Raw genomic sequence first — 22979 nt, 5'->3', positions numbered from 1 at the left:
ATCAGAAGGCAAAAAACCCGGTGTCGTTATTACACCGGGTTTTGTTTTGTTCGTTTACCGCATGGGTGGAGCGAAATTTGCCGGATCTGCAGTTGTCCGGATCGCATCCGAATTACAGCCGACTCTTCTGCTCTGGCCAATTATCAGCTCGCCGTGGCGCCATGTAACGCCTGGCAGAACCGGGACAGGCGATCAGAAACCGAGATCTCTGCGTAACTGCTCTTTCTGATTGCGTAGCTCCTGAAGACGTCGTTGTTCGTCGTTATTGACGCCAGGTGTATTACTGGTGGCTCCAGGAGATACGGGCGCGGGAAAGTTCGATACCGGGGCGGGAAAGCTATCGGAAATATTGCCGTTGTCCATGCCCGAATTTGTGGCGTTGTACATATCCTGGCTTGTTGTATTTGGCGGCGGTACACCTTCTGCCCGTGGTGGAGCAGTGGGCACCGGCGGAATCACCGCACGCAGATCCGGGTTGCTGCGTACCGCCGGTTTGGCCGGGCTGGCTGTGCCTGGCGAACTGGCTGGGGCGTTCGGCTCAGTTGTGCTATTCCGAGCCGTATTTGTACTCGTCCCGGGCCTAAGGCTGGTGGCTGTTGTTGGTGCAGGCGCTGGTGCAGGCGTAGCCTGCTGCGGGGCGCTGACAGCGCCAGACTCATTGCCAGAAGCGCTACCAGAATTTGCGTTATTTTGTGTTGCGCTGGGACTGGCGGGATCGTTGGTCTGTTCGTAGGCCGCCTCTGCCTGCTGCTGGTCCTGCACTACAGGCGGCGCATCACTGGCTGCTGTGGGTTGCGCAGGCTGGGTCGCATCGGGCGTTGCTGCTTCAATCTGCCCGCTCACGCTGCTGGCGCCGCTGTCTTCTGCGGTGCGATTGACCGGATTGCGCGTGAACGCATCGTATACGGAGGCACCAATGAAGATGAATACGACGATCGCGACAACAGTCAGGATCAAATTGTAGATAAAGGACTTTGACATAAGTTTGGCGTTATCAGTTTCAGGCCGGGCAGGATGCCTGCCGGTCCAATTTGGTGACCGTCAGCTAGCGGCTACGGTATAAGTATATCTTGGCTGACACGGGTACGAATCAATTGAACAGGCTTTTACCCAAATTGGAAATGCCGTCGAAGAAGCGTTCTATGGTATTGACGTTCATGTCTGCCGTGCTGGCTCCCAGTATGATGATCTTCGATTGCTGGGCCGCTGTATTGACCGGTTGCATGGTTCCGGGCGTTGGCGAAGCCGAGGATCCTGTGACATAGGCCAGACGCGAGCGATCAACGCCGCGGCTCGTCAGGGCCTTCATGATGGACAGGGCGCGCACTTCTTGCAGTTCCTGGTTGTATTCAGCCGAGCCGGTATTGTCCGATACGCTGTCTACCAGGGCTTTGCGTTCCGGACGATCGCGCAGCAGCTGGCTGACGCGGTCGAAAAAGGGTGCTGATTCCGGCTGCAGCGTGGCAGAACCAGGCAAAAACAGGCTGCTGTCTTTGGAGGCAATGGCAACGCCGCGCGGATCCTGGCTTATTTGCAGCCCGCTGCGGTCATTGCCACCCATTGAAGCGCAGGCGGTAAGCAGCGTGAGAGCAAGCAATGCAAGCGCGTTGCGCAACAGGCGTAATTGAGGCATATGAGCTCCGTAATATTGTTCGCATAGTTGAAATTTTGGCTACCAGCCTAGCATGGCCCAGACCAAAAATGATGAACATTAATATACTGCAACAGGTCTTTTTAAGACAACCCGCGACAATTGGCATGTGAGTGGCACGTCAATCGAGCGCTTGCTGTGCGTTTTCGCCGACATGGACCCCTTGAATTTTGACAAATTGCAGCCATTTATTGGCTATAGGCCCTGGGCTGGTGTAAAATCACGGGGTATTTTACGAAATGGTGAGACTGTTTTGATGATGTCCCGAGCTTCACGAACCCAAGGCCTGACCACTACCGATACGTGTATCGGTCTACCAGCGCGCTCGTGATTCTTGCCAAACGTATTTTTCAAAAGAACAGCGAACGCGACTTGTGAAGTCGCGTTTTTTTATTCAATTCAAGGCAACAGCATGTTTCAAATTACTTTACCCGATGGTTCCAAGCGCGAGTTTTCCCAACCTGTTCAGGTGGGGGAAATTGCGACGACCATCGCGCCTAGCCTGGGCAAGGCGGCGCTGGCTGGTAAAGTAGCAATCAATGGAAACGAGCCGCAACTGGTGGATACGTCATTTGTCATCGACAGGGATGCCGATCTTGCTATTGTAACGGCGAAAGACCCGGATGGTCTGGACATTATTCGGCATTCCACCGCCCACCTGCTGGCCTATGCCGTCAAATCCCTGTTTCCTGATGCCCAAGTGACCATTGGCCCTGTGATTGACAATGGCTTTTATTACGACTTTGCCTACAAACGCCCGTTCACGCCCGAAGATCTTGAGAAAATCGAGAAAAAGATGGCTGAACTGGCCCGCAAGGATGAAAAAGTGGTTCGTGAGGAATGGTCGCGTGATGATGCCGTGGCCTTTTTCAAGGAGCAGGGCGAAGCCTATAAAGCGGAAATTATCGCTTCCATTCCGCAGGATCAGAAAATTTCCCTGTATCGGGAAGGTGATTTCATCGACCTTTGTCGTGGCCCGCATGTACCCTCTACCGGCAAACTCAAGGTATTCAAGCTAATGAAAGTGGCCGGTGCCTACTGGCGCGGCGATAGCAAGAATGAAATGCTGCAGCGTGTCTATGGCACGGCCTGGGCAACCAAGGAAGAGCAGGCCGCATACCTGACAATGCTCGAGGAAGCTGAAAAACGCGATCACCGCAGGCTGGGCCGCGAGCTGGATTTGTTTCATTTCCAGGATGAAGCGCCGGGCCTGATTTTCTGGCATCCCAAGGCTGGCAGATCTGGCAGCAAGTTGAGCAGTATATGCGTGACGTCTATCGCGATAACGGCTACCAGGAAGTGAAGGCGCCGCAAATTCTCGATCTGAGTCTTTGGAAAAAGACCGGCCACTGGGACAATTACAAAGAGAACATGTTCACGACCGAGTCCGAGAATCGCGTTTATGGTCTCAAACCCATGAACTGTCCCGGACATGTGCAAATTTATAACGCCGCTCTGCATTCCTACAGAGAGCTGCCGATTCGCTATGGAGAATTCGGTCAATGCCATCGTAATGAGCCGTCCGGCTCCTTGCACGGCATGATGCGGGTGCGCGGTTTTACGCAGGATGATGGACATATTTTCTGTACCGAAGACCAATTGCTGGCAGAGTGTGCCCAATTCACAACACTATTGCAGAAAGTCTACAAGGATTTTGGCTTCACCGAAGTCCTGTATAAAGTGGCTACCCGACCCGAAAAACGGATCGGCGAGGATGCCGTTTGGGACAAGGCCGAGCATGCCCTGATGGAGAGCCTGCGCAGCTCCGGATGCGAATTTGAAATCTCTCCGGGGGAGGGTGCATTTTACGGCCCCAAGGTGGAATATACACTTAAGGACGCGATCGGCCGCCACTGGCAATGTGGCACGATCCAGGTAGACTTCTCAATGCCTGTGCGGCTTGGCGCGGAGTATGTCGATGCCCACGATCAGCGCAAGACGCCGGTCATGCTGCATCGTGCGATTCTGGGCTCGCTCGAACGTTTCATTGGTATGCTCATCGAAAACCATGCTGGCGCCATGCCGCCCTGGCTGGCACCCGAACAGGTTGTGGTTTGCACCATATCCGAATCGTTCTCTGATTACGCCACCCAGGTGGTCACAGAGTTGAAAAAACACGGTTTTCGCGCTTCATCTGATTTGCGCGGGGAAAAAATCACCCGTAAAATCAGGGAAAATAGTATGCAGAAGGTTCCTTACATTCTGGTTGTCGGTGAAAAAGAACGGGACAGCGGCGCTGTCGCGGTTCGCGCCCGCGGCAATCTGGACCTGGGAACCATGTCTGTAGAAGCATTTATAGAACGCCTGCGTCAGGACGTTGCAACACGTCAGGACGTTTCAGCGTAGTTTATTAATTTCAGGAGATCTTAACATCGCAACCGAAAAAACCAATCGTATCAACGCCGAAATCCGCATTCCGGAAGTCCGACTAATCGGCGTAGACGGCGAACAACTGGGTATTGTCAAAACAGTAGAAGCCTTGCGTCTGGCTGAGCAGGAAGGCGTCGATTTAGTTGAAATCGCACCGAACGCAGAACCGCCCGTATGCCGCATTATGGATTACGGCAAGTTCAAGTATCAGGAACAAAAGCGCCAGCAGGAAGCCAAGGCCAAGCAGAAAATTATTCAGGTCAAGGAAGTCAAGTTCCGCCCGGCGACCGATGAAGGCGACTATCAGGTCAAGCTGCGCAACCTGAAGCGTTTTATTGAGGACGGTGACAAGGCCAAGGTTACGCTGCGGTTCCGTGGTCGTGAAATGGCCCATCAGGAACTGGGTATGCGTGTTCTTGAACGGGTTCGTGATGATATGGCAGAGCTGGTACAGGTTGAAGCCATGCCCAAGCTGGAAGGTCGTCAGATGGTCATGGTTCTGGCGCCAAAGCGCAAGGCTGTGCCCGCCGGCAAGGCCGACGATAAATAATACGGACTGCCAATACGCTTCCGTCGTCAATGTGGGATGTAAATCAGATGCATGTACTTTTTATCATTGATCCGCTGCCTTCGCTGAAGGCATACAAGGACAGTTCGGTCGCGATGATGCGGGCCCTGCACAAGCGTGGCCATGTCATCAGCGTTGCGCTACAGTCTGACCTGTACGTAGAACTGGGTCGGGTAAAAGTACGTGCACAGCCAATACAGCTGGACATGACGGCGGATCTGCACGCTCACCATTGGTGGGCGCAGCCAGAGAACGCGGTTGAAACCGAGGTCGGCCACTTTGATGCGGTGCTCATGCGCAAGGACCCGCCGTTCGACATGGAATACCTGTATTCCACGCATTTGCTGGAAACAGCGCAAAAGCAGGGCGCACGGGTGTTCAATTCGGGTAGCGCCATACGTAATCACCCTGAAAAGCTGGCGATTACCGAATTCTCAGAATTTACGGCGCCCACGCTTATTACAAGCACTATGTCGCGTCTTAAGGCGTTTCATGCATTGCATGGCGATATTATCGTCAAGCCGCTGGACGGGATGGGCGGTACGGGTATTTTCCGAATCATGGAAAGCGACCCGAACGTCAACGCCATTCTGGAGACTCTGACGGTGGACCAGACGCAGACGATCATGGCGCAGAAATATATTCCCGAAATCGTGCAGGGCGATAAGCGCATTCTGCTGATTGACGGAAAGCCTGTTCCCTACGCATTGGCACGTATACCGCTGGCCGGTGAAACTCGCGGCAATCTGGCAGCAGGCGGACGTGGGGTTGCCCGCAAGCTGTCTGAGCACGATCTTGCCATTGCAAACCGAATTGGCCCTATACTGCGGGAACGCGGGCTGCTGCTGGTCGGTCTTGACGTGATTGGTGACTATGTCACCGAAATCAACGTGACCAGCCCGACCTGCTTTGTGGAAATCACAGAGCAGACTGATTTTGATGTTGCTGACCATTTTGCTGCTGCGCTTGAGAAAGCTGCTGCAGTCTGAAGGTACAAAAAATGACCACCCTTGCTCTTATAGCGCATACGCCTCTGGCCTCGGCCCTGTCCGAATGTGCTCAGCATGTCTTGGGACAAATTGATAATTACGTTTTCTTCGACATCGAGCCTGATGTTGATCCGGAATCCAAGGCTGACGAACTGATCGCGCAATTGAAGGCGATGCTCGGTCCGGACCAGCAGGTATTGATCTTGTCGGATCTGGGCGGCGCGACACCGGCCAATATCGGCGCCCGTGTCGTGCGCCAGTTGCAGGATGCCGGCGTCAAAGCCATATTCTTTCCGGCACCAACGCCTGTATGTTGCTCAATGCGGTTCGATATCGGGATCAGCCGATGGACCAGTTATGTCAATCCATTTTTGAGGGGGGCAAGAAAGGCATGAAATGTGTCGATCTGGCTCCTAACGATTAACCTTTCTGATAAAGACCGCGCTCATATGCCTTCAGTTGATATAGTAATAAGTAATAAATTAGGGCTGCATGCCCGCGCTGCCGCCAAGCTTACCCAACTGGCAAGCAAATTCAAAAGCGAAATCTTTATCACCCGGGCCTCCCAGCGGGTTAATGCCAAAAGCATCATGGGTGTCATGATGCTGGCTGCAGGAAAGGGCATCACGGTCAATATTGAAGCCGAAGGCGATGACGCCGATCAGGCGCTCGTCCAGATTCAGGCGCTATTCGAAAATAAATTTGGCGAACCCGAATAACGACAGCCCATTGGCCATTTCGGCAATGAGCGAGAGTTGCACCTGAGAACAGGCACGTAAAAGTGCAAGGGACAAGACCATACACGATGACATATACCGAGCACACACCGACAAGACAAAGTACTGTGTTTACCCTGCAGGGAAAAGGTGTTGTGCGCGGTTTTGCCATAGGCCGCGCGGTTGTGATGGGCGCCGCCACGCTTGAGGTGAGTCACTATCGTATTGCATCTGAGGATGTGCCGGCTGAATGCGCCAGGCTGGATCATGCCCTGAAGATTGTCTATGAGATGCTACAGCACACGATAGACACCTTGCCTGCCGATGCACCAAAGGAACTGGTTCCGCTGCTCACGGTTCACAGCTTGCTGGTTTCTGATCCGGAGCTGGCAGCGCAAACCAAAGCGTTGATTGCATCCCGCCAATATAATGCTGAATGGGCATTGAGTACCCAGGGTCAGATCGTGGCCGAGCAATTTGCAGTCATGGATGATGACTATATCCGTGAGCGGGTTGCCGACATTCATCAGGTCATTGAACGGGTCATCCGTATCCTGGCCGGTTCGGGTGAGCTGATGCTGCCCGATATGTCCAACGAGATGGACGTCAATTCGCTGATTGTGGTGGCACATGATATTTCTCCGGGCGACATGCTTAAGCTGCGTGGCGGACGTTTTGCTGCTTTTGTGACCGATCTTGGTGGCCCGACATCGCATACCGCTATCGTGGCGCGCAGCATGAACGTGCCCGCTGTGGTGGGCCTGGGCAACGTCCGCAGCCTGGTGCACGATCGGGATATGTTGATTGTCGATGGTGAAAACGGACTGGTGTATGTCAATCCGACCCCGGAGATTCTGGCGTTCTATCAGCGTAAACAGGAAGACTTTATTCAGGAACGGGCAGAGCTGATTCTGTCTAAGGATGAGCCTGCCATTACGCTGGACGGCAAACGCATTCGTCTGGAAGCCAATATCGAATTACCTCATGAAGTGTCGCAGGCCCTGGATATGGGTGCCGACGGCATCGGGCTGTTTCGTAGCGAGTTTTTGTTTATGGGCAGACAAATTCTGCCAACCGAAGAAGAACAGTTTGAGGCCTATGCGCATGTACTGCGTGCCATGCCTGACAAGCCTGTAACAATCCGCACCCTGGATTTGGGGTCGGACAAAACTCTGGATGGTGAAGCGACGGTCGCGGTCAATCCTGCCCTGGGCCTGCGCGCAGTGCGCTATTGCCTGTCGCGTCCGGACCTTTTTGCGACGCAGTTGCGCGCGCTGTTGCGCGCGTCGGTGCATGGGCGACTCAGAATTTTAATTCCGATGCTCTCGCATATGCATGAGCTGCATGCGGTTCGCGATGCCATCGAATCGGCAAAAAGAGAGCTGGACGCAGCCGGCATGCAATATAGCGACAATATCGAATTGGGCGCCATGGTCGAAATCCCGGCCATTGCCATTGCCATCGAGCCTTTTCTTAAATCACTGGATTTTGTTTCCATTGGCACCAATGATTTGATCCAGTACACCCTGGCCATCGACCGAGTCGACAACGAAGTGTCCGACCTGTACGATCCTTTGCACCCGGCTGTGTTGCGGCTGATTTCACAAACTATCCAGGCGGGCGAGCGCGTAGGCAAGAGTGTGGCCATCTGCGGTGAAATGGCCGGTGATGCCCGCTACACAAAACTGTTGTTGGGGCTGGGTTTGAACGAGTTTTCCATGCATCCGCAGCAATTGCTGGATGTCAAGAAACTGGTCAGAACATCCCACACCAACGCCTTGCGCACCAAGATCGCAACTGCGCTCAATCGCGCCGAGTCTATTGACTTGAACAGTCTGGGCATTTGATTTGATGAGGCCAAAGAAAAAGGACACCACGGTGTCCTTTTTCTATGTTGAAACGATCGCTTTTTCATACGTTGATCATGGTAGTTACTATCGCCACGATCGTGGGCAGGACTGTACTTTTGAGGCCACCGGCAAAGCCCTTTGTCTCTACCGGATTTTCTGGCTAAGATTGCTGACGCCTCTGGCAGTTCGTGCAGTCCTGTTCATACTCAGGTTAGTTGTGATAACCCTGTTCGCCATGAGAGCTGATATCCAGACCCTGACGCTCTTCGTCTTTGTCCACACGCAAGCCGCCGGTAACCAGGCTCGCGATCTTAAGAGCAATGAAGCTTACGACGGCACTCCAGACGATTGCAATCACGATACCTTCAATCTGATTGAACAGTTGTCCCGGAATCATGCCTGCAGAATCCAGGCCAGGGCCGCCCATTGCTTTGGCGTTGAACAGTCCCGTCAGGATGCCGCCAACGATACCGCCTACACCATGAATGCCAAAAACATCGAGCGAGTCATCGGCCTTGAGCAGGCGTTTTAAGCCGTTCACGCCCCAGACGCAAAACAGGCTGGTCACGGCGCCGATAATCAGCGCACCCATTGGATCCACCAGACCTGCAGCGGGAGTTACGCCAACCAGACCGGCGACGGCACCAGAGGCGCCGCCCAGCAGGGAAGGCTGACCCTTGAATTTCCACTCGGCCAGGACCCATACGACAATGGCGACGGCCGTGGCCAGAAGTGTGTTGAATACCGCCAGCGCTGCCTGGTTGTTGGCACCCAATGACGAGCCGCCATTGAAACCGAACCAGCTACCCACAGCATTGCCGCGCCGATCATGGTCATGGGCAGATTATGTGGCTGCATGGCTTCCTTACCATAGCCGATACGCGGCCCGACGACATAGGCTGCGACCAGCGCGGCCACACCAGCATTGATATGCACTACCGTGCCCCCTGCAAAATCCAGCGCATCACCGAACAGCAGGCCTTTCTCGGCCCAGATCATATGGGCCACAGGGATGTAGGAAAAGGTGAACCATATCGCCATAAAGATAAGCACAGCAGAGAACTTGATACGTTCGGCAAAACCGCCGACGATGAGCGCGCAGGTGATCCCGGCGAAGGTTGCCTGGAAGGCAACGAACGTCAGTTCGGGAATAGTGCCTGCCAGCGCATAGGTGTCGGCAGGCAGGTCAATGACGCCAGACAGGAAAGCTTGGACAGATCGCCAAAAATTGCATTCCCACCAGAAAAGGCAAGGGAATAGCCATAGGCAAACCACAGAATCGTGACCAGGGCGAAGGTAACCAGGACCTGGCTCATCAGCGAGAGAATGTTCTTGCTGCGAACCAGACCACCGTAGAACATGGCAAGACCGGGAACAACCATAAACAGCACGAGAATGGTGGACACGCTTACCCAGACTAAATCGGCGCTTTGCATTTTCAATTTCCTTTCAATACAGGTGATAGAGAGCGACGGGCTTACAGCGCCGCATTACCGGTTTCGCCGGTGCGAATCCGGATGACTTGTTCCAGGTCGGTCACGAAAATTTTTCCGTCGCCGATTTTGCCGGTGGTGCCAGACTGGCAAATGGTTTCAATGGCCTGTTCCACCTGTTCGTCGGCGACTGCTGTCTCCAGCTTGATTTTGGGCAGGAAGTCCACAACATACTCTGCGCCACGGTATAGCTCAGTATGACCCTTCTGCCGGCCAAACCCCTTGACTTCTGTAATGGTCAGCCCTTGAATGCCGATGTCAGCCAGGCCTGCGCGGACCTCGTCCAGTTTGAATGGCTTGATAATGGCAGTGATCAGTTTCACAATGTTCTCCCAGAAATAACATTTGTCTTTAAGGACCGATTGTCCATGGCCTCATAAAAGCAATAGTTGTGCCAGTTTTTGCAACTGCGCAGCGGGTGTTGGAGCACGCAAATGATGCATAACTGCATAAGGTCGCCCATTGACGCGCGATATTGGTGCATTAAAAGAATTGGTGTTTGTTCAGCTTGCAATATGTACGTGGACCGGTGCTGATGTTCATTGTCTTAGTGCATGGTTTGTAACAGGGAGGAATGGCTACCTGGCGATTCAGAGGATATTCAGCTTATGCGGGCCGAGAAATTACAGTAAAATCGTGAAACAAATTCTATTTTCAATTGAAGAGGTGAAGCTTTGAAGAACGTATCCAAACTCAGTCTTGTAGCCATGTTGTCCGCCGCTGCCTTTATTGCTGGTTGTGATAACAGTTCTGATACAGCAGAGACCACGCAGACCCCTGCAGCAACCGACTCGGCGGTTGATCAAGCCAAGCAGGCGGCTGACAAGGCAGCTGAAGAGGCGAAAGTTGCAGCCGAGAAAGCATCTGAGGCCGCTTCGGAGTCCGCCAACAAAGCGGCTGACGCTACCCAGGACGCGGCAGATAAAGCGGGCGAAGCCGCCGGTAATGCGATGGAGTCAGCTAAGGAAGCGGCCAGCAGCGCCCTTGAATCGGCCAAACAGGCGGGTTCAAACGCGGCTGATGCAGCTAAGGAATATGCCGACACCGCGATGCAATCTGCCAAAGAAGCGGCAGAGTCAGCCAAACAGGCCGCCTCTGATGCCATGGAAGCGGTAAAAGAGAAAACCTCAGAAGCAACTCAGCCAGCTGGCGACGCGTCCACAACAACGCCAACTGAAACGGCACCCGCTGAAAGTACACCTGCTACGCCGACAGAATCGGGTACAGAGTCAAAACCACAATAAACTCGTGTTTACATCAACCCGCCGATAGGCGGGTTGATGCTTTTGGGGCGGACAATGTGCGGATCCGCCTGTGAAGTGCGTAAAAAATAGCAAGCGTATGGCCTGAGCGTAACTGTCTACGATTACCTGTAACCGGCGCTCACGCCTTTTGGGGTTACCGGTTATGGTTATGTCCTGTCAGGTGCGACGGTAAGTACTGTGTAATGTATTAAACGTGGAACGTTGCTTTAAGCTTGTGTCGCACAAAGTTTGCAATGGCAAATGTGTACAATATGAAGAACAGGACGCGGCACTGGTGCCCGTATGCATACAGGAATCACAATCATGAAATCGAATCAGTTATTTGAAGATTTTCAGAAAAATATTCAGGAATTGATCAAGAACAGTCCGGCGGCAGATATAGAAAAGAATGTGAAAGCATTCATGGCTCAGGGGTTTTCCCGGCTGGATCTGGTAACTCGCGAAGAATTTGATGTGCAGGTTGCCTTATCGGCAAAATTGCGCGAACGTCTGTTCGAGCTCGAGTCCCGGGTTCGTCTGCTGGAGGAAAAAGCAGGTATCACTACACCGTCTGCGACAAGCACCCATACAGGCCCGGTTGTCGACTAAGCTAACAATATAGACGGTAGCCCACTGGGTGTCACTTTTTATTAGGGCTGCCAGCGCGTCATCTGACTTATGCGCCAGGCAGTATGGTTCGGTGCTGATGGGGTGGGCCAGGGTGACCGGATTGGGTTAGGTTGGCTACCAGCTCCAGTAGGTTATGCGTAACACAGAGTGGAGCCGTCAGTTCTCACCATAGATCAGTCTATCCTGCAATAACAGCGGCCTTGCCTGCTTTCTGCCAGAATGCCTTGGTGCATTCAGGAGAATCAGATGAGCTTAGCAGTGTTGGCCAGCAGGGCGCTTTGCGGTATGCACGCGCCAGAAGTGTTTGTTGAAGTGCATCTCGCCCAGGGGTTGCCGTCCTTTACCATTGTCGGGTTACCGGACGCCGGCGTTCGCGAGAGCAGGGAGCGGGTGCGTTCGGCCATTTTAAGTAGTGGCTATACTTTTCCGGCTGGACGATTAACTGCAAATCTGGCGCCAGCCGACATTCCCAAAGAGTCCGGCAGGTTCGATCTGCCGATTGCGCTGGGCGTGCTGCTGGCTTCGGGACAACTGGTTTTGCCCGACAAAATGGCTCGGCAGATACTGCCCGGCATTGTCTTTGCGGGTGAATTGTCACTTACCGGTGCGCTGGTATCCGTAGCTGCGCCGCTGGTAATTGCGCTTGCCACGGCCAGGGCAGGTCAACCTGAGCGGGCCGAGAACGCGGATGGCCAGCCCACTCTTATTTTGCCTGTTGAGAATGCCCGGCTGGCTGCCGTCGTGCCTGGCCTGACGGTCATAGGCGCTCGCACACTGCGGGAAGTGGCTGAACATCTGGACGAAACGGCAATCTTGGCACCGGCCAAAACGGTACCTCAGGTACGCCCCGAGAGCTCGCAGTGTCAGGGCGGCGACGAGGCACCTGAACTTTGTTTATCCGATGTACGCGGACAGCAGGTGGCCTGCCGTGCGCTGGAGGTAGCTGCCAGCGGCAGCCATGGCTTGCTGATGTCGGGGCCACCCGGCATAGGCAAAAGTATGCTGGCGCAGCGATTGCCAGGAATCTTGCCGCCATTGGATGAAAATGCCGCCATAGAAGTGGCGGCGATCCATAGCCTGCAGCAGCGTACGCCCCGATTTTCCCGAAAAGTACCGATGCGTGCGCCGCATCATTCCAGCTCTGCGGCAGCGCTCATTGGTGGCGGGGCCAATCCACGGCCTGGCCAGATCAGCCTGGCCCATCACGGCGTTCTGTTTCTGGACGAGCTGCCCGAATTCCAGCGGCATGTCCTGGAAGCCTTGCGCGAGCCCATGGAAACCGGGGAAATCCACATTGCTCGCGCCAATCGCTCGGTAAGCTATCCTTGCCGTTTTCAGCTGGTTGCTGCCATGAACCCATGTCCCTGCGGTTACCTGGGCAGCACACACCGATCCTGCCGTTGTACGCCCGAACAAATTGAACGCTACCGCGCCCGATTGTCGGGGCCGTTCCTGGATCGCATGGATATGCTGTTGCAGTTGACACCGCCGGAGCAGGGTTGGCAGCAGTTGCCCGCGTCTGAGCCTTCCGCGGTCGTGCGACAGCGTGTGATGCGTTGTCATGAACGACAGTTGCAGCGCCAGGGCAGGTTGAATGCGCTGCTGACGCCGGATCTGATGGATCAGGTCTGCTGTACTGATCCCGAAGCGGCGCAATTGCTGGCCAGGGCTGGCAGATATTGGGGGTGGTCTGCCAGAGCTGTTCACCGGGTGCTGCGCGTGGCCCGCACGATCGCCGATATGGCAGAAGCCAGTCAGATTCGCGTAGCCGATTTGACTGAAGCCATGTCGTTTCGCCAGCAATTGACCCGTTAGCCACCGAGCGGGCAGCCTGAAAATGAGCAGGCAATGGACCGATAGATGGATAATCCGTCGCCTGGTCACCACATTTATTGCCAATTGATCGAATTCTCTCCGGTTTTGCTCACTTAATTGCTGGCAGTTGGAGAAAAATCATCGTATAATCAATAGTTTCCCGCAGGCCGTAGGCGCCACGGAGAGCTGGTTTTCCGGGTAACCCGGAAATAGAACAGTTGACCGGGCGTTCGAGCGGATCGTGACGGGAAAAACGGATACGGGTCAGCAAAGTCTTAATAAACGGTTATTAGGCACCTTTTATCCACATTTGCAGGTATCAGTTATGCCCAAAATGAAAACCAAGAAAAGTGCTTCCAAGCGCTTTATCGTACGCGGTAGCGGTTCTATCAAGCGTGGTCAGGCTTTCAAACGCCACATTCTGACAAAGAAAACCACGAAAAACAAACGTCATCTGCGCGGCACGACAGCCGTTCACGAATCCAACGTGGCTTCAGTAAAAGCCATGATGCCTTTTGCTTGATAGGAGTTAGATTATGCCTCGCGTAAAACGCGGTGTTACCGCACGTGCTCGTCACAAAAAAGTTATTGCTGCAGCCAAAGGCTATCGTGGTCGCCGCGGCAATGTGTTCCGTATTGCCAAACAGGCTGTCATGCGTGCTGGTCAGTATGCATATCGTGACCGTCGCAATAAGAAACGTACATTCCGTGCTCTTTGGATTACGCGTATCAACGCGGCAGTCCGTGAAAACGGCATGACCTACAGTGTATTTATCGCCGGACTGAAAAAGGCCGCTATTGAACTGGACCGCAAGGTTCTGGCCGATATGGCTGTCCACGACAAGGCTGGTTTTGCCGCCGTTGTCAAACAGGCCAAATCTGCCTGGGCGCCTGATCCACTGACGATTTAAATTTGTGCTGTATACAAACGGGGCTCGTTTCGGGTCCCGTTTGTTATTTCAAGAATGGTAATTTCATGACGCAATCGCTGGACGATCTGATTCTTCAGGCCAAAGACAAATTCGAACATGCAACCGATTCGGCTTCGCTTGAAAACGAAAAGGCAAAATTTCTTGGGAAAAACGGGGTTATAACCGGTTTTATGAAAGGGCTGGCACAGCTGCCGCCTGATCAGAAGAAAGCCGAAGGCGCCCGCATCAACCGTGTCAAGCAGCAAATTGAATCGTTGCTCAACGCGCGTCGCGAACAGTTCGCGCGTGATCAATTGAATCAGCGCCTTGCTGCGGAAACCATTGATGTCACCTTGCCCGGCAGAGGCCGCTCCATGGGCGGTGTTCATCCAGTCATCCAGTCATGGCAGCGTATTGAAGAAATTTTCCATAGCATCGGTTTCGATGTGGCCGACGGCCCGGAAATCGAAAATGACTGGACCAACTTTACTGCCTTGAATAATCCGGAGAATCATCCTGCGCGCTCCATGCAGGACACTTTCTACGTGGATATGAACGACGCCGGGGGCTTGCCTTTTCTGTTGCGCACCCATACCAGTCCCATGCAGGTGCGTTACGCCCGCATGCACAAGCCGCCAATCAAAGTGATTGCGCCGGGCCGTACTTATCGCGTGGACAGCGACGCTACCCATTCCCCCATGTTTCACCAGGTCGAGGGTCTGTGGATTGCAGAAGACATCTCTTTTGCCGATCTGAAAGGGGTGTATACGAATTTTCTGAAAGCTTTTTTTGAAACCGACGACCTGAGCGTGCGGTTTCGTCCTTCTTTTTTCCCGTTCACCGAGCCCTCAGCAGAAATCGACATGATGTTCACCTCCGGCCCCAACCAGGGACGTTGGCTGGAAATTTCCGGTTCAGGCCAGGTGCACCCGGAGGTCGTACGCAATTTCGGACTGGATCCCGAAAAATACATCGGATTCGCGTTCGGATCAGGCATTGAGCGCCTGACGATGTTGCGCTATGGCGTGAACGATCTGAGGCAGTTCTACGAGGGAGACCTGCGTTTCCTGCGTCAGTTCAATCGCTGACTTTCACGCTTTAACTCCCTATTTGAACCTAGAAAAAGACATCATGTTATTTCCTGAATCCTGGTTAAGATCCTTCGTTAACCCATCGATTTCCACCGACGAGCTGGCGCACATGCTGACCATGGCCGGTCTTGAGATTGAGGGGACCGCGCCCGTCGCACCGCCATTTTCGGGGATTGTCGTGGCCCACATCACAGCTGTGCGTGCCCATCCCAATGCTGACAAACTGCGCATTTGTACCGTGGATGACGGCTCGGGTGAGCCGTTGCAGATTGTCTGTGGCGCACCGAACGCCGCCCAAGGGCTGAAAGTGCCGCTGGCGCGGATCGGTGCGGTCCTTCCCGGTGATTTCAAGATCAGCAAAGCGCGCATGCGCGGTGAAGATTCGTTCGGCATGCTATGTTCTGCGCGTGAACTGGGCCTGTCCCAGGACCATGGCGGCTTGCTGGAGCTGGACGCCGACGCAAAAGTCGGACAGGATATTCGCAGCGCGCTGGACTTGAACGATACCATTTTCGAAATCAAACTCACGCCCAATCGTGCCGATTGCCTGTCCATTCTGGGCGTGGCGCGTGAAGTGCGTGCGCTGACTGGTGCAGCACTGACCGAGCCGGTTTGCAAGCCGGTGGCCGTCACGCATCAGGATACGCTGCCGGTTACTGTCCAGGCGCCGGATCTGTGCGGTCGTTTCGCGGGTCGGATTATTCACGGCGTTAATGCCCGTGCCGCCACGCCCGACTGGATGAAAAGCCGTCTGGAACGCGCTGGCCAGCGTTCAGTTTCGGCACTGGTGGATATTTCCAATTACGTCATGCTGGAACTGGGTCGACCTACCCATGTGTTTGATTTGGCCAAAATCAATGGCGGGCTTACCGTACGCTGGGCAAAAGAAGGGGAAAGCCTGACACTGCTGAATGATCAGACAGTGGAACTGGCGCCCGATGTGGGCGTGATCGCCGCTGGCGAGACCATCGAAAGCCTGGCCGGCATTATGGGCGGTGCGGCTACCGCGGTTTCCCTGGATACAACCGATATTTATCTGGAAGCCGCTTTCTGGTTTCCTGATGCCATCGCCGGGCGCGCGCGCCGCTACAAATTCAGTTCCGAAGCCAGCCACCGTTTTGAGCGCGGCGTGGATTTCCAGAACGTCGTTGAGCACATTGAGTATATTTCCAGCCTGATTCTTGAAATCTGTGGTGGCAAGGCCGGTCCGGTCAGCGATCAAAGTGTTGCGCTACCGGCACGCCCCGCAGTGGCCATGCGTCTTGCCCGTTGCCGCAAGGTGCTGGGCATTCCGGTTACCGATGTACACGTGCGCGACGTCTTTACCAAACTGAATTTTCAATTTACAGAACAAGACGGGGTATTTTCCGTTATTCCGCCTTCATTCCGCTTTGATCTGGAAATAGAAGAAGACCTGATCGAAGAGGTTGCCCGCATTTACGGATTCGAGAATATTCCCAGCAATCCGCCGAAAACATCGGCCACAATGCTGCCTACGAAGGAGACACATCGCTCCGAACACCAGTTGCGCCACCTTATGGCGGCGCTGGACTACCAGGAGGTGGTCAATTTCAGTTTTGTGCAGAAAGACTGGGAAATCAATTACATGGGCAATACCGACCCGATCGTATTGCTCAATCCCATTGCCAGTCAGCTCGAAGCCATGCGCTCGGGCCTGATCGGCGGCCTGATCGCAAACATTCAATATAACCAGAAACGGCAGCAGAGTCGGGTCCGGGTTTTTGAGCTGGGCCGCATCTTTATCCGCGACAGTGCTGTCAGCGACGGTGATCTGACCGTGGCTGGCGTGCGTCAGCCGCTGCACCTTGCCGGTGCGGCATGGGGCCCTGCAGAACCGGAGCAGTGGGGTTTGCCCGTGCGCCAGACAGATTTTTTTGACGTCAAAATGATATTGAACGCCTGTGCAGCCAGCGGGCAAATCACCTGCGTTTTGAGCCGGTGAACCATCCGGCTCTGCATCCCGGACGCAGTGCAAATGTTCTGCTCAACGGACAACTGATCGGTTTTGTTGGTGAACTGCATCCGCAGTGGGTGCAGGACAACGAACTGGTTCATCCGCCCGTGGTATTTGAGCTTGATGTTGTTGCGCTGCAGCACATGCAGTTCGCACGCTATACCGAAGTGGCACGACAGCCTGCTGTATTTCGCGATCTGGCCATTTGGGCGCCTGTCACGCTGAAATTGCAGGACTTGCTTGACACATTGGAGAATAATCAGCAAGATGGGCAATTCCTTGATATTATTAAGGATATTGCATTATTTGATGTCTGGAAGGATCCCAATTCGCAGCAGCAGGAGCGTAGTCTGGCCTTGCGGTTTACGTTGCAGGATCCGGCGGCAACCTTGGAAGACACACGTGTAGACCAGTGCATGAACGCAGCGCTTGAATTGCTGGTTCAAAAGCATGGCGTTCGTAAAAGATAGAACAGGAAGGGAAAGAGCATGTTGGAAGAAAACAATACCTTAACCAAGGCAGAGTTGGCGGAATTGCTGTTTGAGCGCGTCGGATTGAACAAACGGGAGGCCAAGGATATTGTGGATACCTTTTTCGAGGAAATCCGGGAGTCGCTCGCTAAAGGCGATTCGGTCAAGCTGTCTGGTTTTGGCAACTTTCAGGTGCGAGACAAGCCTGCAAGGCCGGGTCGCAATCCCAAGACGGGCGAGGTTATCCCAATTTCTGCCCGTCGGGTGGTTACCTTCCACGCAAGCCAGAAGCTCAAGGGGATCGTAGAGCAGGGTGATGAGTATAATCCTGATCTTACGCTCATCGATTAAAGTAGTTCCTTAAAAGACGGTTTGGGTTTACAATCTGCGCATGAATCAGACTGAAATACCTTCCATCACTGCGTTGCCTCCGATTCCGGCAAAGCGATACTTCACCATCGGTGAAGTATCCGAGCTGTGCTGCGTCAAGCCACATGTTCTGCGTTACTGGGAACAGGAGTTTACACAACTGAACCCGGTCAAACGCCGGGGCAACCGCCGTTACTATCAGCATCACGAAGTGCTGCTTATTCGCAAAATTCGTGATCTGCTCTATGAACAGGGGTTTACCATCAGTGGCGCGCGCAATCGCTTGAGCGACGGCCGGGATGCCCAGCACGATCAGGATGCCGCCGTTCGTCTGTCTGCGCAGGATCTGCAATATATCCGCTCGGAACTGAACAGCGTCATGAAGATTTTCGATCAAATGGTCGCACCCTGATTCACTGCCTGGGTGGCTAAATCTGCTGTCAAATTTCTTAGGTCTTGAGTTAAGTTTAGATCTTCCGTTAGATCTTCCGTTAGATCTTCCGATTAGGTCTTGTCGTTAGATCGATTAAACCGGGCAGTTACTATATGCACCCACGCCGATTGCATCGCTAGCCGGCCGCTATAGTAACAAAAAGCACAGGCACAAAAAAACCGTGATTGACGTTATGTGAATCACGGTTTTTGCTTTTTGGCAATATGCATGCCATAGGCGCTTGTCGGTTACCGCTGCTGGGAAAGCAGAATATCCGCAGTCACTTTATTGATATCTGTTTGTCCGCAGAACCCGAGCGTGATATCCAGTTCATTGCGGATAATCTGCAGGATTCTGGTGACGCCTTCTTCTCCGTAAGCACCCAGCCATACAGAAAGGCACGGCCGATCATGGTGCCTTTGGCGCCCAACGCAATCGCGCGAAGCACATCCTGCCCGGAACGTATACCACTGTCCAGCCAGACTTCGGGACCGTCGGTACCGACAGCCTGCATAATCGAGGGCAGCATGGAAATGGCGGACGGGGCGCCATCAAGCTGGCGGCCGCCGTGGTTTGATACAACAATGGCGTCGGCGCCGGTTTCCTTTGCCAGTCGTGCATCTTCCGGATCCAGAATGCCCTTGAGCACCAGTTTGCCACCCCAGCGGTTTTTGATCCACTCGATATCATTCCAGTTCAGGCTGGGATCAAACTGTTCGGCGGTCCAGGACGAAAGTGAAGATAAATCATCCACACCCTTGGCGTGTCCCACAATATTGCCAAAAGTGCGGCGTTGGGTTCGGGACATTTTCCATACCCATTCTGGCTTTAACGCCAGGTTAAGCAGATTCGGGATGGTTGGTTTGGGCGGGGCAGAAAGACCGTTTTTGATGTCTTTGTGGCGCTGGCCAAGCACCTGCAAATCGAGTGTAACCACCAGGCTGAGCAGTTTGCAGCCTTGGCACGGTCGATCAGCGTTCATTGAAGTCCCGATCCCGCATGATGTATTGCTGGAACCAGAAGGGGGCAGAGGTGTGGGCGGCAATGTCTTCAATGGAGCAAATGCTCATGGTGGACAGGCAAAAGGGTACGCCAAATCTTTCTGCAGCACGGGCAGCAAGAATTTCCCCATCGGGGTGCTGCATGCCAGTGGAGCCGGTAGGCGCCAGTGCGACCGGCATGGCAACATCCTGCCCCAGCATTTTGCTGCGCAAATTGCGGTTTTCAATATTGACGGCGACGCGCTGACGAAACTTGATTTTCTGAAAATCTTCCTGGTTGGCGCGATACGTGGATTCAGTCCATGCACCTGAATCGGCATAGTCGTAAAACATTTTTGGAACTTTACGCCGCGCGATACGTTGCAGATCGTCCAGGCAGGTGATTTTGGTAAGATCAGCCATTATTTTTTCATTTCCAGGAAAACAAACAATAGCGTCAATTATACGGATAAGGGTGAAGAAACCACAGTCTCTTCACCCTTAAAATTAAAAAAACGACAACTGCGGCATTTATTCAGTTGGCCAGCGCAATACCGATTTTTCGGTCTTACCTTTGGCAAGCGTAAATGCATGCTTACGGGTTTCGCCCTTGTACGTGGCGGTCAACTCATATTTGCCGTCAGGCAACTTTACATTGAGATAGGGCCCGGTGTTTGCAGCATCAAATATTTTCTTGTTGTCTTTATCAACAATTTGCACGGCAACATCGGACAGGAAGGCCTGATCCTTGACTGCAGAAAACGTCATGTGCAGGTTGTAATCCTTCTCTGCGCTTTTCATTTCATTCTGTTCGGCGTTGCCGATGCCGCCCGTAATATATTGGATTGATTCATAACTTTGCGGCTGCACCTGAGCAAATACGGTGCTGGCGCAACCAATCGTCAAGCCCAAAGCCAGAGCCGAGGTGGCCAGAAACGTTTGAATGTGGCGGATGGAAAACTGTGTGTTCATTCTGATACTCCTTATAAAGCGATCCAGACGCATTTACTCTCATATGCGCATAAAAACCTGAATAGCTAAATCAGTGTAAACATAAAAATCCCGGAAACAGCCGTTTTGATGCCGGCTGAAATATTTGCGGTTACGCGGAGGAATGCGCCAGCTGTGTACCGAGCGTCATGACATAGGGGTGGGCTTTAGCGGAACGACGAGAACCGCAACGCTGAACGCTGCGGTGTTTTCAAAGGCCGCCACATGGTGGATGTCGCAGGAATGCATCAATCGCTTACTGAATTTTTCAACAAAGCACATGTGGGTAATTGAAAAAAATCGTCACAATGCTATGATGCACGACTTAGCTTAGATCGTATGCAAAGCGTGTTTTTATTGGCATGCCAAGCATATGTTGCTTAAGTTAAGTATCAAGATTGTCGGGGCGTAGCGCAGCCTGGTAGCGCACTTGCATGGGGTGCAAGGGGTCGAAGGTTCGAATCCTTCCGTTCCGACCAATACATCTAATACATTTAAGGACTTACGAGAAATCGGCAAGTCCTTTTTTGTTGTCTACAGGCTTCACAAAAATAGGACCGCTGCATTCTCGAGGCTTACTGCACAAGCCCCTTCGGGCAATGTCGAATATTTATACGGCCCGCATTCGACCACCGTTAGATCGAGACTTTGCCAGGAAGATTGCGTTAGCCGTTGCAGCCTGCGTATCCAATTAGTCTGTCACATCATCACTTGCATACAGGCGCAGGCGCTCAGCCGCATAGCGTAAATGTGCTTCAGCGGCTGCGGCGGCGGCCGGTGCATCACCTGCTTCGATTGCCTGAAAAATGAGTTGATGTTCGGCTTGAACGGCGACCATTCGCTGTGCATAGAGCTGAGCCGTATTGCGTCGCGCGCTGCGAATAACGTGCCGCACGCTAGTTTCCAGGTAGTCATTGAGCGCGATCAGATGCGGATTATGGGTCGCCTGAACAATGGCAAGATGAAAGGCATAATCCTCGTCGTCGCCAAGTTGGTCGTTCAGGATGGCGTATTCCATGCCGATCAAGCCTTTGCGAATACGTTTGAGATCGTCTTCTGTGCGGCGCGTGGCGGCTAATCGGGCGGCAGTACCTTCAATGGACAGCATGAGTTCAAGGATATGTTCAAGCTCTTGACTATCTAACGCGCTAATCGAACCAATACGGAACGCACTGCTTTGCACTTTTTCGTTGACGAACGCGCCGCTGCCGCGTTGCGAGTTCACGAGCCCCTGTGACTTTAACCGAGCAATTGCCTCGCGTACGACGGCACGGCTTACACCATGCGTTTCCACGAGTACTTTCTCGGTAGGGAGTCGATCACCTGGCGCCAGTACGCCGCGCTCTATCTGCTCGGCAATGTGTTTTGCCAAGTCAGCCGACAGGGAAGGCTTGCCCGGCGGCGCGCTTGTCGTGTCAGTGGCGGTTGCGTTGATTGTGGCGTGTGGGTCAGTCATTTGAGGGCACATATTTCGGGTGATGGCATGGTTGAGTCGACTCTGGCGTGATGGCTTGGTTTGCTTGAGTCATGACATGTACAAACCACCATTGACCTGTATTGTTTCGCCGGTAATAAAGGCGGCGAGCGGCGAACATAAAAATGCAATAGTACCTGCTATATCGTTCACCGTACCATGCCGACCAAGCGGGGTGGCAGCCAATAGCAGATCGCCTTTTTCTCCCAGCAGGTCGCGCGTCATGGCTGTCTTGATAATACCGGGCGATACCACGTTCACGCGTACGTGGGGCGCCAGCTCCATTGCCAGGCTGCGAGCAAAAGAGAAGGTAGCCCCTTTGGTCGCAGCATAGGCGGCGTGGGAATAGCTGCCACGATGTCCTGCGAGCGATCCTAGCAGTACGATTGCGCCTTGTTCAGATAAATGCTTTTGCACCGCTCTGCACAGAAAAAAAGTACTGTTCAGATTGATGTTCATCAGCCTTAGCCAATCGGCATCGCTGGTGTCTTTGACCAATGCGCTAGGATAAATGCCCGCACAATGCACCAGAAAATCGATCTTCCCGAACGTTTGGGCGGCGCGTTCAATGGCATCGGTGCAAGCGGTGGCATCGCTGACATCCATGCGCAGGCACAGCACTCGGTCCGAATGCGCAGCCAGGCTCACGACGGCATGGTCGAGTGCCTTCTGATCAATGTCTGCGAGCACGATGGTCGCACCATGGTCGGCCACTAATTGGGCTGTAGCCAGGCCAATCCCGGTTCCACCACCGGTGATGAAGGCTACTTTTTTATCAAACGAAATCACTGCTATCTCCTGTTTGGTGCGCGTTGACGTGTTTTTCTGCAGGGGAGCACTCGCAAGTGCTCACAATATCATTGACACATGAAATGTGTTTCACATATTATATGTCAGGCAACAATTAAAAAGTTATCAGACAAATGTAAAGCACACCAAAAACTAGTGCGAATCGTCGCT

The 22979-nt window shown here is 53.4% G+C and carries 20 protein-coding genes, 1 tRNA gene and 4 pseudogenes; 17 read left to right on the top strand and 8 right to left on the bottom strand.

Features of this window, described 5'->3' with window-relative positions; genetic code table 11:
- Positions 1-192: 192 nt before the first annotated feature.
- Both TKWG_RS10320 and TKWG_RS10315 read right to left on the bottom strand, forming a co-directional pair.
- Positions 193-981, bottom strand: coding sequence for a hypothetical protein (locus TKWG_RS10320; protein ID WP_014750779.1), 789 nt, complete (start codon positions 979-981; stop codon positions 193-195).
- A 109-nt stretch (positions 982-1090) separates the two neighbouring features.
- Complete coding sequence (locus TKWG_RS10315; RefSeq protein WP_014750778.1) at positions 1091-1633, bottom strand: OmpA family protein; 543 nt, start codon at positions 1631-1633, stop codon at positions 1091-1093.
- A gap of 430 nt (positions 1634-2063) precedes the next feature.
- On the opposite strand from TKWG_RS10315, the pseudogene thrS reads away from it, so the two are divergent.
- The 6 genes and pseudogenes from thrS (at position 2064) to ptsP (ending at position 8141) form a co-directional block, all read left to right on the top strand.
- Positions 2064-3997, top strand: a pseudogene (gene thrS / locus TKWG_RS10310) (threonine--tRNA ligase).
- A gap of 7 nt (positions 3998-4004) precedes the next feature.
- On the top strand, positions 4005-4571 hold the full coding sequence (gene infC, locus TKWG_RS10305) for a translation initiation factor IF-3 (RefSeq protein ID WP_238534410.1): 567 nt from the start codon (positions 4005-4007) through the stop codon (positions 4569-4571).
- 47 nt (positions 4572-4618) lie between these two features.
- Positions 4619-5578: a glutathione synthase gene (gene gshB / locus TKWG_RS10300; protein WP_014750776.1), complete on the top strand. Its 960-nt coding sequence runs from the start codon at positions 4619-4621 to the stop codon at positions 5576-5578.
- A gap of 11 nt (positions 5579-5589) precedes the next feature.
- A complete protein-coding gene (locus TKWG_RS10295; protein WP_014750775.1) occupies positions 5590-5973 on the top strand; it encodes a PTS sugar transporter subunit IIA in 384 nt (127 codons plus the stop codon).
- A 54-nt stretch (positions 5974-6027) separates the two neighbouring features.
- The gene (locus tag TKWG_RS10290; protein WP_014750774.1) at positions 6028-6297 is read left to right on the top strand and encodes an HPr family phosphocarrier protein; all 270 of its coding nucleotides are present in this window, start codon (positions 6028-6030) and stop codon (positions 6295-6297) included.
- Positions 6298-6383: 86 nt separating this feature from the next.
- Positions 6384-8141 (top strand): phosphoenolpyruvate--protein phosphotransferase, encoded by a 1758-nt coding sequence (gene ptsP / locus TKWG_RS10285; RefSeq protein WP_050981584.1) that lies wholly within the window; start codon positions 6384-6386, stop codon positions 8139-8141.
- A gap of 214 nt (positions 8142-8355) precedes the next feature.
- Here the strand turns inward: ptsP and TKWG_RS10280 are convergent.
- Together TKWG_RS10280 and glnK are read right to left on the bottom strand one after the other, a co-directional pair.
- Positions 8356-9580, bottom strand: a pseudogene (locus tag TKWG_RS10280) (ammonium transporter).
- Positions 9581-9621: 41 nt separating this feature from the next.
- Positions 9622-9960 (bottom strand): P-II family nitrogen regulator, encoded by a 339-nt coding sequence (glnK, locus tag TKWG_RS10275; RefSeq protein WP_014750771.1) that lies wholly within the window; start codon positions 9958-9960, stop codon positions 9622-9624.
- Positions 9961-10311: 351 nt separating this feature from the next.
- Between glnK and TKWG_RS10270 the strand changes: the two genes are divergently transcribed.
- The 10 genes and pseudogenes from TKWG_RS10270 (at position 10312) to TKWG_RS10230 (ending at position 18554) form a co-directional block, all read left to right on the top strand.
- Positions 10312-10881: a putative cytochrome c5 gene (locus tag TKWG_RS10270; protein ID WP_014750770.1), complete on the top strand. Its 570-nt coding sequence runs from the start codon at positions 10312-10314 to the stop codon at positions 10879-10881.
- A gap of 324 nt (positions 10882-11205) precedes the next feature.
- On the top strand, positions 11206-11490 hold the full coding sequence (locus TKWG_RS10265) for an accessory factor UbiK family protein (RefSeq protein ID WP_014750769.1): 285 nt from the start codon (positions 11206-11208) through the stop codon (positions 11488-11490).
- A 267-nt stretch (positions 11491-11757) separates the two neighbouring features.
- A complete protein-coding gene (locus TKWG_RS10260) occupies positions 11758-13326 on the top strand; it encodes a YifB family Mg chelatase-like AAA ATPase (protein WP_014750768.1) in 1569 nt (522 codons plus the stop codon).
- A gap of 325 nt (positions 13327-13651) precedes the next feature.
- On the top strand, positions 13652-13849 hold the full coding sequence (gene rpmI / locus TKWG_RS10255) for a 50S ribosomal protein L35 (protein WP_014750767.1): 198 nt from the start codon (positions 13652-13654) through the stop codon (positions 13847-13849).
- Between the two features lie 13 nt (positions 13850-13862).
- On the top strand, positions 13863-14237 hold the full coding sequence (rplT, locus tag TKWG_RS10250; protein WP_014750766.1) for a 50S ribosomal protein L20: 375 nt from the start codon (positions 13863-13865) through the stop codon (positions 14235-14237).
- Positions 14238-14302: 65 nt separating this feature from the next.
- Entirely contained in the window at positions 14303-15325 is a 1023-nt protein-coding gene (pheS, locus tag TKWG_RS10245) for a phenylalanine--tRNA ligase subunit alpha (protein ID WP_014750765.1), read from the top strand.
- Positions 15326-15368: 43 nt separating this feature from the next.
- Positions 15369-17371: pseudogene (gene pheT, locus TKWG_RS10240) on the top strand (phenylalanine--tRNA ligase subunit beta); the annotation flags it as partial.
- 75 nt (positions 17372-17446) lie between these two features.
- On the top strand, positions 17447-17773 hold the full coding sequence (locus TKWG_RS27045; RefSeq protein WP_407636920.1) for a phenylalanine--tRNA ligase subunit beta-related protein: 327 nt from the start codon (positions 17447-17449) through the stop codon (positions 17771-17773).
- An 18-nt stretch (positions 17774-17791) separates the two neighbouring features.
- Positions 17792-18124 carry an integration host factor subunit alpha gene (locus tag TKWG_RS10235; protein ID WP_014750764.1) on the top strand — a complete coding sequence of 111 codons (333 nt, stop codon included), beginning with the start codon at positions 17792-17794 and terminating at the stop codon, positions 18122-18124.
- Positions 18125-18164: 40 nt separating this feature from the next.
- The gene (locus tag TKWG_RS10230; protein WP_014750763.1) at positions 18165-18554 is read left to right on the top strand and encodes a MerR family transcriptional regulator; all 390 of its coding nucleotides are present in this window, start codon (positions 18165-18167) and stop codon (positions 18552-18554) included.
- A gap of 269 nt (positions 18555-18823) precedes the next feature.
- Here TKWG_RS10230 and TKWG_RS10225 read toward each other — a convergent pair.
- Together TKWG_RS10225 and TKWG_RS10220 are read right to left on the bottom strand one after the other, a co-directional pair.
- Positions 18824-19978, bottom strand: a pseudogene (locus TKWG_RS10225) (alpha-hydroxy acid oxidase).
- Positions 19979-20086: 108 nt separating this feature from the next.
- Positions 20087-20527, bottom strand: a complete 441-nt coding sequence (locus TKWG_RS10220) for a hypothetical protein (RefSeq protein WP_014750760.1) — start codon at positions 20525-20527, stop codon at positions 20087-20089.
- Between the two features lie 420 nt (positions 20528-20947).
- Between TKWG_RS10220 and TKWG_RS10215 the strand changes: the two genes are divergently transcribed.
- Positions 20948-21024 (top strand) — tRNA-Pro (locus TKWG_RS10215).
- Between the two features lie 212 nt (positions 21025-21236).
- On the opposite strand, the gene TKWG_RS10210 is transcribed toward TKWG_RS10215, so the two are convergent.
- A complete protein-coding gene (locus tag TKWG_RS10210; RefSeq protein ID WP_014750759.1) occupies positions 21237-22001 on the bottom strand; it encodes a FadR/GntR family transcriptional regulator in 765 nt (254 codons plus the stop codon).
- Between the two features lie 69 nt (positions 22002-22070).
- On the bottom strand, positions 22071-22808 hold the full coding sequence (locus TKWG_RS10205) for an SDR family NAD(P)-dependent oxidoreductase (protein WP_014750758.1): 738 nt from the start codon (positions 22806-22808) through the stop codon (positions 22071-22073).
- Between the last annotated feature and the right edge of the window lie 171 nt (positions 22809-22979).

This window comes from Advenella kashmirensis WT001 (genome assembly GCF_000219915.2).
GTDB lineage: Bacteria > Pseudomonadota > Gammaproteobacteria > Burkholderiales > Burkholderiaceae_B > Advenella > Advenella kashmirensis.
Note: the sequence above shows the minus strand (reverse complement) of the source record. Positions and strands in the feature narration are given on the sequence as shown.

Coding starts and splice junctions, on each gene's coding strand:
- TKWG_RS10320 (WP_014750779.1), bottom strand. CDS start 981: ATGTCAAAGTCCTTTATCTACAATTTGATCCTGACTGTTGTCGCGATC.
- TKWG_RS10315 (WP_014750778.1), bottom strand. CDS start 1,633: ATGCCTCAATTACGCCTGTTGCGCAACGCGCTTGCATTGCTTGCTCTC.
- gshB (WP_014750776.1), top strand. CDS start 4,619: ATGCATGTACTTTTTATCATTGATCCGCTGCCTTCGCTGAAGGCATAC.
- TKWG_RS10295 (WP_014750775.1), top strand. CDS start 5,590: ATGACCACCCTTGCTCTTATAGCGCATACGCCTCTGGCCTCGGCCCTG.
- TKWG_RS10290 (WP_014750774.1), top strand. CDS start 6,028: ATGCCTTCAGTTGATATAGTAATAAGTAATAAATTAGGGCTGCATGCC.
- ptsP (WP_050981584.1), top strand. CDS start 6,384: ATGACATATACCGAGCACACACCGACAAGACAAAGTACTGTGTTTACC.
- TKWG_RS10265 (WP_014750769.1), top strand. CDS start 11,206: ATGAAATCGAATCAGTTATTTGAAGATTTTCAGAAAAATATTCAGGAA.
- TKWG_RS10260 (WP_014750768.1), top strand. CDS start 11,758: ATGAGCTTAGCAGTGTTGGCCAGCAGGGCGCTTTGCGGTATGCACGCG.
- rpmI (WP_014750767.1), top strand. CDS start 13,652: ATGCCCAAAATGAAAACCAAGAAAAGTGCTTCCAAGCGCTTTATCGTA.
- rplT (WP_014750766.1), top strand. CDS start 13,863: ATGCCTCGCGTAAAACGCGGTGTTACCGCACGTGCTCGTCACAAAAAA.
- pheS (WP_014750765.1), top strand. CDS start 14,303: ATGACGCAATCGCTGGACGATCTGATTCTTCAGGCCAAAGACAAATTC.
- TKWG_RS27045 (WP_407636920.1), top strand. CDS start 17,447: ATGCAGTTCGCACGCTATACCGAAGTGGCACGACAGCCTGCTGTATTT.
- TKWG_RS10235 (WP_014750764.1), top strand. CDS start 17,792: ATGTTGGAAGAAAACAATACCTTAACCAAGGCAGAGTTGGCGGAATTG.
- TKWG_RS10230 (WP_014750763.1), top strand. CDS start 18,165: ATGAATCAGACTGAAATACCTTCCATCACTGCGTTGCCTCCGATTCCG.
- TKWG_RS10220 (WP_014750760.1), bottom strand. CDS start 20,527: ATGAACACACAGTTTTCCATCCGCCACATTCAAACGTTTCTGGCCACC.
- TKWG_RS10210 (WP_014750759.1), bottom strand. CDS start 22,001: ATGACTGACCCACACGCCACAATCAACGCAACCGCCACTGACACGACA.